11 protein-coding genes are annotated in these 12633 nt (G+C 72.5%); 5 read left to right on the top strand and 6 right to left on the bottom strand.

Annotated elements, in window-relative coordinates:
* Positions 1 to 15: 15 nt before the first annotated feature.
* From H0488_RS03465 to H0488_RS03450, 4 genes are read left to right on the top strand one after another with little or no spacing between them, the layout of a single operon-like run.
* The gene (locus H0488_RS03465; protein ID WP_183097888.1) at positions 16 to 948 is read left to right on the top strand and encodes an ABC transporter ATP-binding protein; all 933 of its coding nucleotides are present in this window, start codon (positions 16 to 18) and stop codon (positions 946 to 948) included.
* Positions 945 to 2546: an ABC transporter permease gene (locus tag H0488_RS03460; RefSeq protein ID WP_183097887.1), complete on the top strand. Its 1602-nt coding sequence runs from the start codon at positions 945 to 947 to the stop codon at positions 2544 to 2546. Before H0488_RS03465 ends, H0488_RS03460 begins: the two co-directional genes overlap by 4 nt.
* A 10-nt stretch (positions 2547 to 2556) precedes the next feature.
* Positions 2557 to 3456: a phosphotransferase gene (locus tag H0488_RS03455; RefSeq protein WP_183097886.1), complete on the top strand. Its 900-nt coding sequence runs from the start codon at positions 2557 to 2559 to the stop codon at positions 3454 to 3456.
* Entirely contained in the window at positions 3453 to 4391 is a 939-nt protein-coding gene (locus tag H0488_RS03450) for an exonuclease/endonuclease/phosphatase family protein (protein WP_183097885.1), read from the top strand. Before H0488_RS03455 ends, H0488_RS03450 begins: the two co-directional genes overlap by 4 nt.
* A gap of 12 nt (positions 4392 to 4403) precedes the next feature.
* Here H0488_RS03450 and ypfJ read toward each other — a convergent pair whose 3' ends face one another.
* Positions 4404 to 5318, bottom strand: a complete 915-nt coding sequence (gene ypfJ, locus H0488_RS03445) for a KPN_02809 family neutral zinc metallopeptidase (protein ID WP_312856198.1) — start codon at positions 5316 to 5318, stop codon at positions 4404 to 4406.
* Between the two features lie 109 nt (positions 5319 to 5427).
* Between ypfJ and H0488_RS03440 the strand changes: the two genes are divergently transcribed.
* Positions 5428 to 7026: an ABC-F family ATP-binding cassette domain-containing protein gene (locus H0488_RS03440; protein ID WP_183097884.1), complete on the top strand. Its 1599-nt coding sequence runs from the start codon at positions 5428 to 5430 to the stop codon at positions 7024 to 7026.
* A gap of 15 nt (positions 7027 to 7041) precedes the next feature.
* On the opposite strand, the gene H0488_RS03435 is transcribed toward H0488_RS03440, so the two are convergent.
* The 5 genes from H0488_RS03435 to H0488_RS03415 form a co-directional block, all read right to left on the bottom strand.
* Positions 7042 to 7293: a hypothetical protein gene (locus tag H0488_RS03435; protein WP_183097883.1), complete on the bottom strand. Its 252-nt coding sequence runs from the start codon at positions 7291 to 7293 to the stop codon at positions 7042 to 7044.
* A gap of 40 nt (positions 7294 to 7333) precedes the next feature.
* Entirely contained in the window at positions 7334 to 9877 is a 2544-nt protein-coding gene (locus H0488_RS03430) for an ABC transporter permease (RefSeq protein WP_183097882.1), read from the bottom strand.
* A gap of 2 nt (positions 9878 to 9879) precedes the next feature.
* Complete coding sequence (locus H0488_RS03425) at positions 9880 to 10653, bottom strand: ABC transporter ATP-binding protein (protein WP_183097881.1); 774 nt, start codon at positions 10651 to 10653, stop codon at positions 9880 to 9882.
* Between the two features lie 99 nt (positions 10654 to 10752).
* Positions 10753 to 11850 (bottom strand): S-adenosylmethionine:tRNA ribosyltransferase-isomerase, encoded by a 1098-nt coding sequence (locus H0488_RS03420; protein ID WP_183097880.1) that lies wholly within the window; start codon positions 11848 to 11850, stop codon positions 10753 to 10755.
* Complete coding sequence (locus tag H0488_RS03415; RefSeq protein WP_183097879.1) at positions 11851 to 12585, bottom strand: SDR family NAD(P)-dependent oxidoreductase; 735 nt, start codon at positions 12583 to 12585, stop codon at positions 11851 to 11853. It abuts the gene before it with no gap.
* Positions 12586 to 12633 lie beyond the last annotated feature (48 nt).

The raw sequence follows: 12633 nt of genomic DNA, 5'->3' as shown, positions 1-12633 counted from the left end.
GGTACGGTCGGTGGTGTGACGACCGAGACCGCTGCGCCCGTGATCCAGGTCGAGGGCCTGGTCAAGAAGTTCGGATCCCTCCGTGCGCTCGACGGACTGGACCTCGAGGTGGCGCCGGGCGAGGTGCACGGGTTCCTCGGGCCCAACGGCTCCGGCAAGTCCACGACGATCAGGGTCCTGCTGGGCCTGCTCCGCAAGGACGCCGGCACCGTGCGCATGCTCGACGGAGACCCGTGGCGTGACGCCGCGCGGCTGCACCGGCGGCTCGCCTACGTGCCCGGCGACGTCAGCCTCTGGCCCAACCTCACCGGTGGCGAGGCGATCGACCTGCTCGGCAGGCTGCGCGGCGGCCTGGACAACCGGCGGCGCCAGGAGCTGCTGGAGCGGTTCGAGCTCGACCCGACCAAGCGGGGGCGCAGCTACTCCAAGGGCAACCGGCAGAAGGTCGCGCTGGTCGCGGCGCTGGCGTCCGACGTGGAGCTGCTGCTGCTCGACGAGCCGACCTCGGGTCTGGACCCGCTCATGGAGGGCGTCTTCACCGAGTACGTCGACACCTTCCGCGACCGCGGCGGCACCGTGCTGCTCTCCAGCCACATCCTCGCCGAGGTGGAGAAGCTCTGCGAGCGGGTGAGCATCATCCGCGCCGGCCGGATCGTCGAGTCCGGCACCCTCGCCGACCTCCGGCACCTCACCCGCACCTCGATCGACGCCGAGCTCGCCGGGCCGCCGGACGGCCTCGCTCGGCTGGCGGGGGTGCACGACCTCGACGTACAGGGCAACCGGGTGCGGTTCGACGTGGAGACCGACGTCCTCGACGAGGCGATCGGCGCGTTGCACCGGATCGGTCTCCGCACCCTGGTCTCCCAACCGCCGACGCTGGAGGAGCTCTTCCTCCGTCACTACGGCGACGTGGTCGCCGACGTGCCCGCGGAGGCCGAGCACCCGTGACCGGCGTCGGCATCCTCCTACGCAGCCACCTGCGCCGGGACCGCTGGATCATCCTGTGGTGGTGCCTCGGCGGCGTGCTCCTGTACTGGTCGCAGGCCGTCAGCATCGAGGGCCTCTACGCGACCCAGGCGGAGTTCGACCAGGCCGCCGCGGCGATGGACGACAACGCCGCGTTCATCGCGATGGCCGGTCCGGCGCGTGCCCTCGACACCGTCGGCGGTCAGGTCGCGTGGCAGGCCACGGCGTTCGGTGCGGTCGTCGCCGGGCTGATGAGCATGTTCCTGATCGGTCGCCACTCGCGGGCCGAGGAGGAGTCGGGCCGCGACGAGCTGGTGCGCAGCGCCGCCATCGACCGTCGGGCTCCGGTGTCGGCCGCGCTGATCGTCGCCCTGGTCGCGAACCTGCTGCTCGGCGTGCTGGTCACGCTCAGCCTGCTGACCGTTCGCTCCGAGGACGCGGTCCTCAAGGGCCTGCCGCTCCCCGTCGCCGACTCGATCGGTATCGGCCTCGGCCTGACGGCGTGCGGCTGGGTGTTCAGCGGTGTCGCGCTCGTCGCGGCGCAGCTCACCCAGAGCACCCGGGCGATGTACGGCCTCGCAGGCTCGGTGATCGGCGTGGCGTACGGTCTGCGCGCGGTGGGCGACGTCGGCAACGAGGCGCTGAGCTGGCTGTCGCCGATCGGGTGGTACCAGGCGATGCACCCCTACTCCGGCCTGCGGTGGTGGCCGGCGCTGCTCATGATCGCTGCCGCGTGCCTGACCGCAGCGGCGGCGTTCGCCGTCTTCGGGCGCCGCGACATCGGTTCCGGCCTGCTCGCCGACCGGCCCGGCCCGGCCGAGGCCGGCTCCGGCCTGCGGTCCGGCCTCGGCCTCGCCTGGCGGCTGCAGCGAGGCTCGGTCTACGGGTGGTCGGCCGGACTGTTCCTGACCGGCCTGTCCTACGGCTCCATCGGCGACAGCGTCGAGGACCTGGTGGGCGACAGCGAGTTCGCCGAGGCGTTCGGCGCCGGCGTCACCGACAGCCTGGTCGAGGGGTTCTACGCCGTGGCGATCGTCCAGCTGGCGCTGATCGCGTGCGGGTTCGCCATCTCGTCCACGCTGCGGCCGCGCGCCGAGGAGGACGCGGGGCACAGCGAGGTGCTGCTCGCGACCGGGCTGTCCCGCCGGAGCTGGCTCGCCGGTCACGTGCTGGTGACCGTCGCCGGTACGGCGGCGCTGCTCACCCTCGGCGGGCTCGGCCTCGGCATCGGGTATGCCGCCACGACCGGGGACAGCGGCGCCGTGCTCCGCTACCTGGGGCCGGTGCTGCCCTACCTCGCACCGGTGCTGGTGCTCAGCGCGGTCGCCCGCCTGCTCTACGGCCTCTGGCCGCGCGCGTTGGTGGCGGCGTGGCTGCCGCTGGTGCTCGCCGTCGTGGTGCTGATCTTCGGCGACGTGCTGCAGCTCCCGGAGTGGCTGCAGGCCCTCTCCCCGTTCGAGCACCTGGCGCTGGTGCCGGCGGAGGACTTCGAGGTCGCACCGGTCGTCGCGGTGGCGCTGCTCGCCACGCTGCTCTCCGTCGGGGGCCAGATCGCCTTCCGACGGCGTGATATCGGCTAGTTTGCCGATCATGTGGCAGCCCGAGCCGGACTGGGTGGCGCTCCCGGGCGGGACCGGGACCTCCACCGTCGGCGTCTGGCGTACGGCGCTCGGCGGTCGGCCGGTCGTCGTGAAGCGGCTGGCTGCGCCGCAGCCGGGTGACCCGGGCGCCCTCAGCGACGCCGGCCACATCGGCTACTGGCGTCGTGAGGCGGACGTGATCATCACCGGCCTCACCGACGCGACCCCGGGGCTGCGCGGCGGCGCGGCGTCGGCCGAGGAGGACCCGGAGGGCGTCACGATCGTCCGCGACTGGGTCGAGGACGCCTCGTCCAGTGGGCTGTTCCTCGCGCTCTGCATGGGCCGGTTCGCGGCAGCCGACCTGCCCCGCCCGCGCTTCCTCGCGCGCCATCTCATGCGCGACCGGATGGAGCGGGTCACCCGCAACGGAGGGTGGCCGACCCTCGAGCGGACCACGGTCGCCGACGTCGCCGACCACTTGTGGCGCCACCGGGGCACGATGCTCGACCTGCTCGACGGGCTGCCCCAGGTGCCGCAGCACGGCGACCCGACCAGCGCCAACATCCCGGGGCGGGTCGACGACAAGGCGATCGCCATCGACTGGGGCACCCTCGGCACCGGGCCGGTCGGCGGCGACCTCGGCTACCTCTCGCTGTCAGCGAGGGAGGGCTTCGAGCCGCTGCTGGACGCCTATCTGCTCGGGCTGCCGGACGCCGACCGCGACCAGGTCGTCCTCGGCGCCCAGATCGTCGCCGTCTACACCGCGCTCAGCCGGGCCGAGTGGGCGCTCGCACGGGCCGCGACAGGGGAGGGCGCGCTGGCCTCGAAGTACCGCCACCCGGCGGTGGCTCCCCACCTGCGGACCCTGCAGCGCCAGTTCCCCCACATGGAAGCGCTGCTCCAGCTGTGACCAGCCGGCTCGCCGCCCTCGTCGCCTGTGGCGTCCTCCTGCTCGGGTGCTCCGGGCCGGACGACGCCCCCGAGGACGACGCCCCGGTCGGGCTGCCGCGGCCCGCCCCGGCCGACCGGCTCCCCGGTCGCGTCGTCGACACCCTCGGCGTGGCGACGTTCAACGTCTACCGGCACCTGCCGCGCCGGGCGGCGATGGAGGACGCGCGGCGGCTCACCCGCAACGAGCGGGTCGATGTCATCGGGTGGCAGGAGACCAGGGCCGACTACTTCCCCGACGTGCGGGACCGGCTGTCGCGGCGCGGCTGGGACACCTGGCAGCTCTGGGAGCCGGACGGGCCGTTCTGGCTGGCGGTGTCGTGGCGGCGCGACCGCTTCGAGCTGGTCGACGGTTCGTGGACGGAGGTGCACGGCGGGGCGGGCAAGCAGCGCACCGACCTGCCGTTCCCGCCGCGCGGCTACGTCGTCGTGACCCTGCGCCACCGCGACAGCGGGCGGCTCCTGACCGTCGTCGACACCCACCTCAACCCGGGGATCGAGACCGGCGACGGGTTCCAGGACTCGGTCAACGCCGACTACGCGAAGGAGCACCTGCGCGAGCTCGCCGAGGTCTGGGACTCGGTGCCGGGCGACCTCGTGGTCGGCGCCGGCGACTTCAACTTCGACTTCCACGACGACTTCGAGGCCCGGCCCGAGGGCGGGGTCTGGGACACCCAGCACGAGCACGCCGCGTCGTCGTACGAGGTCTTGGGGCTGGACGGCGTCGAGCCGACCCGCGGCTCCCGCTGGATCGACTACGTCTGGATCGCCGACCGGACGCTGCGGGTCGACGCGAAGGACGCCGGGTCCGGGCAGTACGTCGCGCACCGCTCGCTCGGCGGCTTCCACTCCGACCACCGGCCGCTGGTGGCGCGGATCCGGTGGTACGCCCGCTGACGGCCCGCCGGATCAGCTCTCGGCGCGGACCTCGTCGTCGGAGGCGGAGAAGGTGTCGCAGTCGTCGAGGGAGCCCTGCTCGTAGCCGATCAGGAACCAGTGCTTGCGCTGGCCGGCCGAACCGTGGGTCCAGGACTCCTCGTTGACCTGGCCCTGGGTCTTGCGCTGGATCCGGTCGTCGCCGACCGCCTCGGCCGCCTCGATCGCAAGGTCGATGTCCTCCTGCGACAGGTCCTCGATGAGCACCTCGCCCGCCTCGTCCTCGGTGGTCGTCGCGTGGTGTGCCCACATGCCGGCGTAGCAGTCCGCCTGCAGCTCCAGCCGGACGCCGGGAGAGGTGGGGCCGGTCTCCTGCGTCCGCACCTGCGCCATGAAGCCGAGCAGGTTGGAGATGTGGTGGCCGTACTCGTGGGCGAGGACGTAGAACTCGACGAAGCCGCCGTCCGGACCGCCGAGCTGGCGCTCGAGGACCTGGTCGAAGAACGTGGTGTCGAGATAGATGGAGTCGTCCGCCGGGCAGTAGAACGGTCCCACCGAGGAGTCGGCCCCGCCGCAGCCCGTGTCGACCGACCCGGAGAACGTGGTGAGCGTCTCGATCGGGCGGAACTTGCCGCCCAGCTCGGAGTCCCAGTAGTCGGTCAGCGAGTTCTCGATCGCGACCCGGGCGCAGTCGTGGTCCTCGTTGGCGTCCTCGCCGGTCTCGCAGTGGTCGTAGCGGCCGCTGTCCTCCGCGTCGCTGAGGCGCGAGGGTGAGTAGGGGTCGCTCCCGCCGAACGGGTTGGCGCCGGTGACCAGGCCGATGACCACGACGACCACCACCAGGATGAGCCCCCCGACGCCACCCTTGCCTGCCATGCCTCCGGGGATCGGGATGCGCATGCCGGCGCCGCCCATGCCGCCCCCGCCGCCAGATCCGGTGTCCCGCACGCGGGACCGGTCGAGCCGAGCCTTCGGATTGAATCTGACCACTCCAGCACCCTAGAGGACGCTGCTCGTTTGGGCGTGGGGCGCGACCCCGTGGGAGACTTCGCACGTCATGATCACGGTTCACCAGCTCGAGGTCAGAGCCGGTGCCCGGCTGCTGATGGAAGACGTGACCTTCCGCGTCGCCGCCGGTGACAAGGTCGGCCTGGTCGGCCGCAACGGCGCCGGCAAGACGACGCTCACGAAGATCCTCGCCGGCGAGGCGCTGCCCGCCAGCGGCTCGGTGACGGCCAGCGGCGAGGTCGGCTACCTGCCGCAGGACCCGCGCTCCGGTGACCCCGACCAGCTCGCCCGGGAGCGGATCCTCTCCGCGCGCGGACTCGACGACGTCGTACGCCGGCTGCGGGCCTCCGAGGTCGAGATGGGCAGTGACGACCCGGCCGTGCGCGAGAAGGCGATGCGGCGCTACGAGCGGGCCGACGCCGAGCTGCACGCGGGCGGCGGCTACGCGGCGGAGTCGGAGGCGGCGACGATCGCGCACAGCCTCGGCATCACCGACCGGCTGCTGGGACAGCCGCTCAAGACGCTCTCGGGCGGGCAGCGACGGCGCGTCGAGCTGGCCCGGATCCTGTTCTCCGACGCCCAGACCCTGCTCCTCGACGAGCCCACCAACCACCTCGACGCCGACTCGATCGTGTGGCTGCGCGACTTCCTCAAGGCGTTCCCGGGCGGGCTGGTCGTGATCAGCCACGACACCGACCTGCTCGAGGCCACGGTCAACCGGGTGCTGCACCTCGACGCCAACCGGGCCGCGATCGACACCTACAACATCGGCTGGAAGGCCTACCTCCAGCAGCGCGAGACCGACGAGAAGCGGCGCAAGCGCGAGCGGACCAACGCCGAGGCCAAGGCCAAGACGCTCACCGACCAGGCCAACAAGATGCGGGCCAAGGCGACCAAGGCCCAGGCGGCCCAGTCCATGCTCAAGCGGGCCGAGCGGATGCTCGCCGGCCTCGAGGGCGAGCGTCAGGCCGACAAGGTGGCCCGGATCGCGTTCCCCAAGCCCGCCCCGTGCGGCAAGACGCCGATCACCGCGGCCGAGCTCTCCAAGTCCTACGGCTCGCTCGAGGTCTTCACCGACGTCGACCTCGCGATCGACAAGGGCTCACGCGTCGTCATCCTCGGCCTCAACGGCGCCGGCAAGACGACCCTGCTGCGGATCCTCGCCGGCATCGACAAGCCCGACACGGGCGAGGTCGTGCCGGGCCACGGACTCAAGCTCGGCTACTACGCGCAGGAGCACGAGACGCTCGACGTCGGCCGCACCGTGCTCGAGAACATGCAGTCGGCCGCCCCGCAGCTCACCGACACCGAGGCCCGCTCCGTCCTGGGGTCGTTCCTGTTCTCGGGCGAGGACGCGCACAAGCCGGCCGGCGTCCTCTCGGGCGGCGAGAAGACCCGCCTCGCACTGGCCAGCCTGGTGGTGTCGCAGGCCAACGTGCTGCTCCTCGACGAGCCGACCAACAACCTCGACCCGGCCTCCCGCGAGGAGGTGCTGGCGGCGATCCGCTCCTACGAGGGCGCGATCGTGCTGGTCACCCACGACGAAGGCGCCGTCCACGCGCTCGAGCCCGACCGGGTGCTGATCCTGCCGGACGGTGTCGAGGACCTCTGGAACGTCGAGTACGCCGACCTGGTCGCCCTCGCCTGAGGGCTGACCGACCGGTCAGCCGGTCGAGCGAGGCAGCGGGTTCGGGCCGGTCGCGGTCACGAGCCGCTGGGGCACCCAACCGTCGACGTGGTGGAACCCGTCCTCGAACGGGCCGGCACCGAGCTCGACGGACGCCCTCAGCGAGAGTCGGTAGAACTTCACGTGGGTGAAGTCCTCGAACAGGATGCCCCGGTCAAGCAGGCGGTCGCGCTGCTGGGCGGCGAACGTCCGGCAGTCCCCGATGATGTCGCCGATCGGATCGACCATCGCCGCCCCCTCTCGGCGGCCATCGTACGGCGGCCGGCCGCTACTCGGTGGCGATCGCCTCGAGCACGTTCATCCGCGACGCCCGGATCGACGGGAGCACCGCGGCGAGCACTCCGACCACCACGGAGATCACCATGAACACGACGAGCTGGGTGATGGGGAGGCCGAGGCTGGTGAGGTCGCCCTTGAGCGACTCGCGCAGCGCCACGCCGACGACCAGACCGAGGCCGAGCCCGAGCACGGCGCCGAGCACGGCGATCGCGACCGACTCGAGGGTGATCATCCGGCGCAGCCGCGACCGGCTCATCCCGATGGCGCGCAGCAGGCCGACCTCGCGGGTGCGCTCGATCACGCTCAGGCCGAGCGTGTTCACGATCCCGAAGACGGCGATGATGATCGCGAGCGCCAGCAGGCCGTAGATGATGAAGAGCAGCTGGTTGACCTGGTCGCGGATCGAGTCGCTGAACTCCTCCTTGTCGTAGACGCCGACGATCGGTGCGTCTGCCGCGGCGTCCTCCAGGGCGTCGTGGACGACGCCGGCGTCGGCGCCGGGCTCGAGGAGGATGCTGATGCTGGTGTCCTGGCGGGTCAGCCCAGCCGCCGCGAGCTGGTCGAGCGGCAGGCTGATCGGCGCGGTCACCTCGGACGACTTCACGATGCCGACGACCTCGAGCTCGAGCTTCTTGCCACCGGGGAAGGTGAGGTCGAGCCGGTCGCCGAGGCCCACGTCGTGCTCGTCGGCGTAGTCGTCGTAGACGAAGGCCTCCGGCCCCCTCAGCTCGATCCGGCCCGCCTCGACGTCGAGGTCGTAGACGTCGGGGAAGGCGGCGTCGTTGCCGGCGACGTACTCGGTCTCGCCGTCGATGCGGGCACCGACGAACTGCTGCCGGCTGGCGACGGCGACCCCGTCGACGTCCTCGATCGCGTCGCCGATGGTGGTCGAGAACGGCGTGAACGTCGTGCTCTGGACCAGGAAGTCGGCGGTGAACTCCTCGTCGACGACGTCGTCGATCGACGCGTTGAGCGAGGCCGCCAGGACGCCGATCGTCGACACCAGAGCGAGCCCGATCATGAGCGCGGAGGCGGTGGCGCCGGTGCGCCGCGGGTCGCGGAGCGCGTTCTCGCCCGCCAACCGGCCGGTGGTCCCGAACAGCCTCGCGAAGAGCTCGCGGCACGCGACGAGGACCGGCTTGCCGATGATCGGGCTGATCACGGCGACCGTGACGATCCAGATCACCGCGCCGAGGCCGACCCACAGGGCGTCGGAGCCGGGTGCGCCGACCACGCCCGAGACCAGCAGCACCGCACCGACCGCCAGGAGCGCGCCGCCGACGACGGTGCGGCGCCCGAGCGAGGTGAGGGCCTGCGGCGCGTCGGCCCGCATGGCGGCGATCGGCGCGACCCGGCCGGCCCGGCGGGACGGCACGTAGGCCGCGATCATGGTGATCACGATGCCGACCACGTAGCTGGCGACGATCGCGAGCAGGGTGAGGTCGAGGGCGTTGCCGGCGATGTCGAGCCCGATCCCGCGGAACACCGCCGCGAGCCCGCGGGCGAGCAGCCAGCCGAGACCGATGCCGATCGTGGTCGCGACGACCGAGAGCACCAGCGCCTCGAGCAGCACCGAGCGGGTGACCTGCTCGCGGGCCGCCCCCAGCGCCCGGAGCAGCGCCAGCTCGCGGGAACGCTGGGCGACCAGGATCGAGAACGTGTTGAGGATGATGAAGCCGCCGACGAGCACCGCGATGCCGGCGAAGATCAGCAGGAAGATCGTGATGATGCCGAGGAACTCGCCGATCGCTGCCTGGGACTCCTTGGCGACCTTGTCGCCGGTCACCGCCTCGAACCCGTCGGGGAGGACCTCCTGCGCCGCGTCGGCCAGCTGCTTCTGGGACACCCCGTCGGCAGCGGTCAGGCTGATCCGGTTGAAGGCGTCCTGCCCGCCGAGGAAGATCTCCTGCGCGCCCTCGGTGGAGAAGATCAGCAGGGTGGCGCCCGCCGTACCGCCGCCGTTGAACTCCGCGGTGCCGACCAGCTCCGCGGTGCGGTTCAGCTCGCCGTACGGCGCCAGCAGCTGCACGTCGTCGCCGAGCTCGTAGTCGCCCGCCTCGACCGCGGCGCTGTCGAGCGCGATCTCGTCGGTGCCCTCCGGCCAGCGGCCGCTCTCGAGCTCGAGGACCGAGCCGCCCTCCATGTTGGGGCCGTCGTGGTAGTTGAAGGCGAGCGTCGGGGCGCCGGTGCCACCGACCACGGTGCCGTCGGACGCGAGCAGGTTCATGCCGAAGCCCGCGACGTCGCCGTCCGCGCGGTCGACCTCGGGCAGCGCGGCGAGGTCGTCGACGACCTCGGGGGTCAGCACCGCGGTGGGCGTGCCGGAGAAGCCACCGTCGAACTCCTCCGACGACTCGGCCCGGACCACGCCGTCGGGCGTGGATCCGTTGATGATGCCGTCGAAGGTGGCGGACAGCCCGTGGTTGAAGACGAGGACGCCGGAGAGGAACGCGACGCCGAGCACGATGGCGAGCCCGCTCATGACGAGCCGGAGCTTGCGCGCGAAGAGGTTGCGCAGGGTGAGCTTGAACATCGTCAGGCGGTCTCGACCGCGGCCGCGACGAGGGTCTGGAGCGCGGTCATGTGCTCGAGGACCTGCTCGCGGTCGGGGTCCTGGATCTCGTCGACGACCTTGCCGTCGGCGAGGAACACGACCCGGTCGCAGTGCGACGCGGCGAGGGCGTCGTGGGTCACCATCACGACGGTCTGGCCGAACTCGTCGACGCTGCGGCGCAGGAAGGAGAGGACCTCCGCGCCCGACGCGCTGTCGAGGTTGCCGGTGGGCTCGTCGGCGAAGACGATCGTGGGTTTGCTCGCGAGCGCCCGGGCGCACGCGACCCGCTGCTGCTGGCCGCCCGACATCTCGCTCGGTCGGTGACCGAGCCGGTCGTGCAGCCCGACCGCGTCGACGACGGTGTCGAACCAGGCCTGGTCGGGCTTGGTGCCGGCCAGGTCGAGCGGGAGCAGGATGTTCTCCCGCGCGGTGAGCGTCGGGATCAGGTTGAACGCCTGGAAGACGAAGCCGATCCGCTCCCGCCGCAGCGCTGTCAGCGCCTTGTCGCTCAGGCCCGAGAGGGACGTGCCGGCGACCTCGATCGACCCCGAGGTCGGGGTGTCGAGCGCAGCGAGGCAGTGCATCAGGGTCGACTTGCCGGAGCCGGACGGACCCATGATCGCGGTGAACTTGCCCGCTTCGAGATCGATGGTGACGCCGTCGAGGGCGCGGACCTCGGACTGGCCGGAGCCGTAGACCTTGGTGAGGTCGACGGCCCGCGCGGCGACCGTGGTGTGGGGGGAGTCGCTCGTCATGGGGGACACGCTGCCTGATCGTAGGTGAAGCCGCATCCGGATAACCCCTGAGGACGACCCTGAGTCGACGCCGGACCCGTGCCTCGCCGTACGCGCGCCTCAGCGGCCGGCGGGCAGGAGCAACGCGGAGTCGCCGAACTCGTGCCAGAGGTACCGCGCGTCGACGGCAGCGGCGTAGGCCTGCTGGGTCAGCTCGGGCCCGGCGACCGCCTCGACCAGCAACAGGTGGGACGCCTCGGGGTCGTGCCAGCCGGTGACCAGCCCGTCGACGACCCGGGGCGGGTCCGCGGGGCTGACGACCCGCGAGGTCCAGCCGCGCGCGGCCACCAGTCGGGCGCCACCGTCCGCGACCTCGACGGCGGACTCGAGAGCCCGGGTCGCCGTGGTGCCGACCGCGATGACCCGCCCGCCGCCGCTCCGGGCGGCGTTCACGACCGCCGCGGTGGCGGCGGTGACCTCGAACCGCTCCGGCTGCGGCGCCTCGCCGGCCTCCTGCGAGGACACGCCGGTGTGCAGCGTGACCGGAGCGACCATCACACCGCCGGCGACCAGGCGGGTCACCAGCTCGGCCGTGAACGGTCGCCCGGCCGACGGCATCTCGGCGCTGCCGGGGCGGTGCCCGAAGACGGTCTGGTAGTCGCTGAGCGGGTAGCGGTCGGCGAGGTAGCCGTAGGAGATCGGCCGGCCGTACCTGCGGGCGGCCGAGGCCAGGTCGCCGTCCGCGTCCGCCTGCCACAGGCGGTTGCCGACCGCGGTCGGGGAGGAACCGCGCTCCGGGTACGGCGCGCGCAGCCGCAGCCGCACGATCCCGGCCGCGATCTCGAGCACGTCGTCGGGTTCGGCGTCGAGCACCGATCGGTCGGCGTCCGGCGCACGCCGTACCTCCACGACCCAGGAGCCGTCGGGGAGCGGAGCGGCCAGGTGGACGACCACCGGGCGGCGCCGGTCCGCCGACCCGACCAGCTGGGCGTCGAGCTGCGCGGCCAGGGTCGCCGAGTCGTTCACGACGACCACGTCGCCGGGCCGGAGGTGCTCGGCGAGATGGGTGAAGCGGGTGTGCGTCAAGCCGCGTTCGCCGTCGGCGACCAGCAGCCGGACCCGGTCGCGGGCGACCCCCCGGCGCTCTGCCGGGGCCGGCGCGAACACGCTCCGGGGCGCGGTGAAGCTGGTCGCGGGGCGTTCGTCGAGGAGCGGCATTCAGACCGCCGCCCCGGAGTGGGAGCCCGCAGGGGCGCGAAGGGCCGGGAAGTCGGCAGCGCGGTAGCGGCCGGAGGGTGGTCGGCTGGCGAGCAGCGCCAGGAGGTGCGGCACGACCGTCTCCGGGAGCGGACGGTCCGAGATGTCCTCGCCCGGGAACCAGTCCTGGTGCATCTGGGTGCGCATGTCGCCCGGGTCGACGGCGTACGCCGTGATCGCGTCGTTCTCGGCCGCGAAGGTCAGCGTCACGTGGTCGAGCCCCGCCTTCGACGCGCTGTAGAGACCCCAGCCGGCGTAGTGCTCCACGGCCGCGTCGGACGAGATCGACAGCAGGACGCCGCGCGAGGCGACCAGGGTCGGCAACAGCAGTGAGGTCAGTACCAGCGGGGCTCCGACGTTGTGGCGCCAGACGTACTGGAGGTCCTCGGGGGTGGTGTCCGCGAGCAGTCGGCGACGGGTCTCGCCCGTGACCGGACCCAGCGCGCTCGCGTTGTGGATGAGCAGGTCGAGCCGGCCGTCCGCGTCGACGGCGGCGCGGAGCGCGGCGCGGTGCTCGGCGTCGGTCACGTCCCCCGCGATCGCCGTGATGCGGTCCGCGCCGGGCAGCCGGCGCAGCTGGTCGAGCCGGTGCGCGTCGCGGCCGTCGGTGATGACGTGCCAGCCCTGGTCGGCAAGGGCGGCCACGAGGGCGCGGCCGAGGCCGGCGCTGCCGCCGGTGATGAGTGCTGTGTTCATCGAAAGCAGTCCTTCAGGTCGTCGGTGGTCGAGGAGGTCGCTCTGCGA

Source organism: Nocardioides pelophilus, from assembly GCF_014180685.1.
Classification (GTDB): domain Bacteria; phylum Actinomycetota; class Actinomycetes; order Propionibacteriales; family Nocardioidaceae; genus Nocardioides; species Nocardioides pelophilus.
The sequence above is the reverse complement of the archived record's forward strand: the minus strand, read 5'-3'. Positions and strand labels throughout refer to the sequence as shown.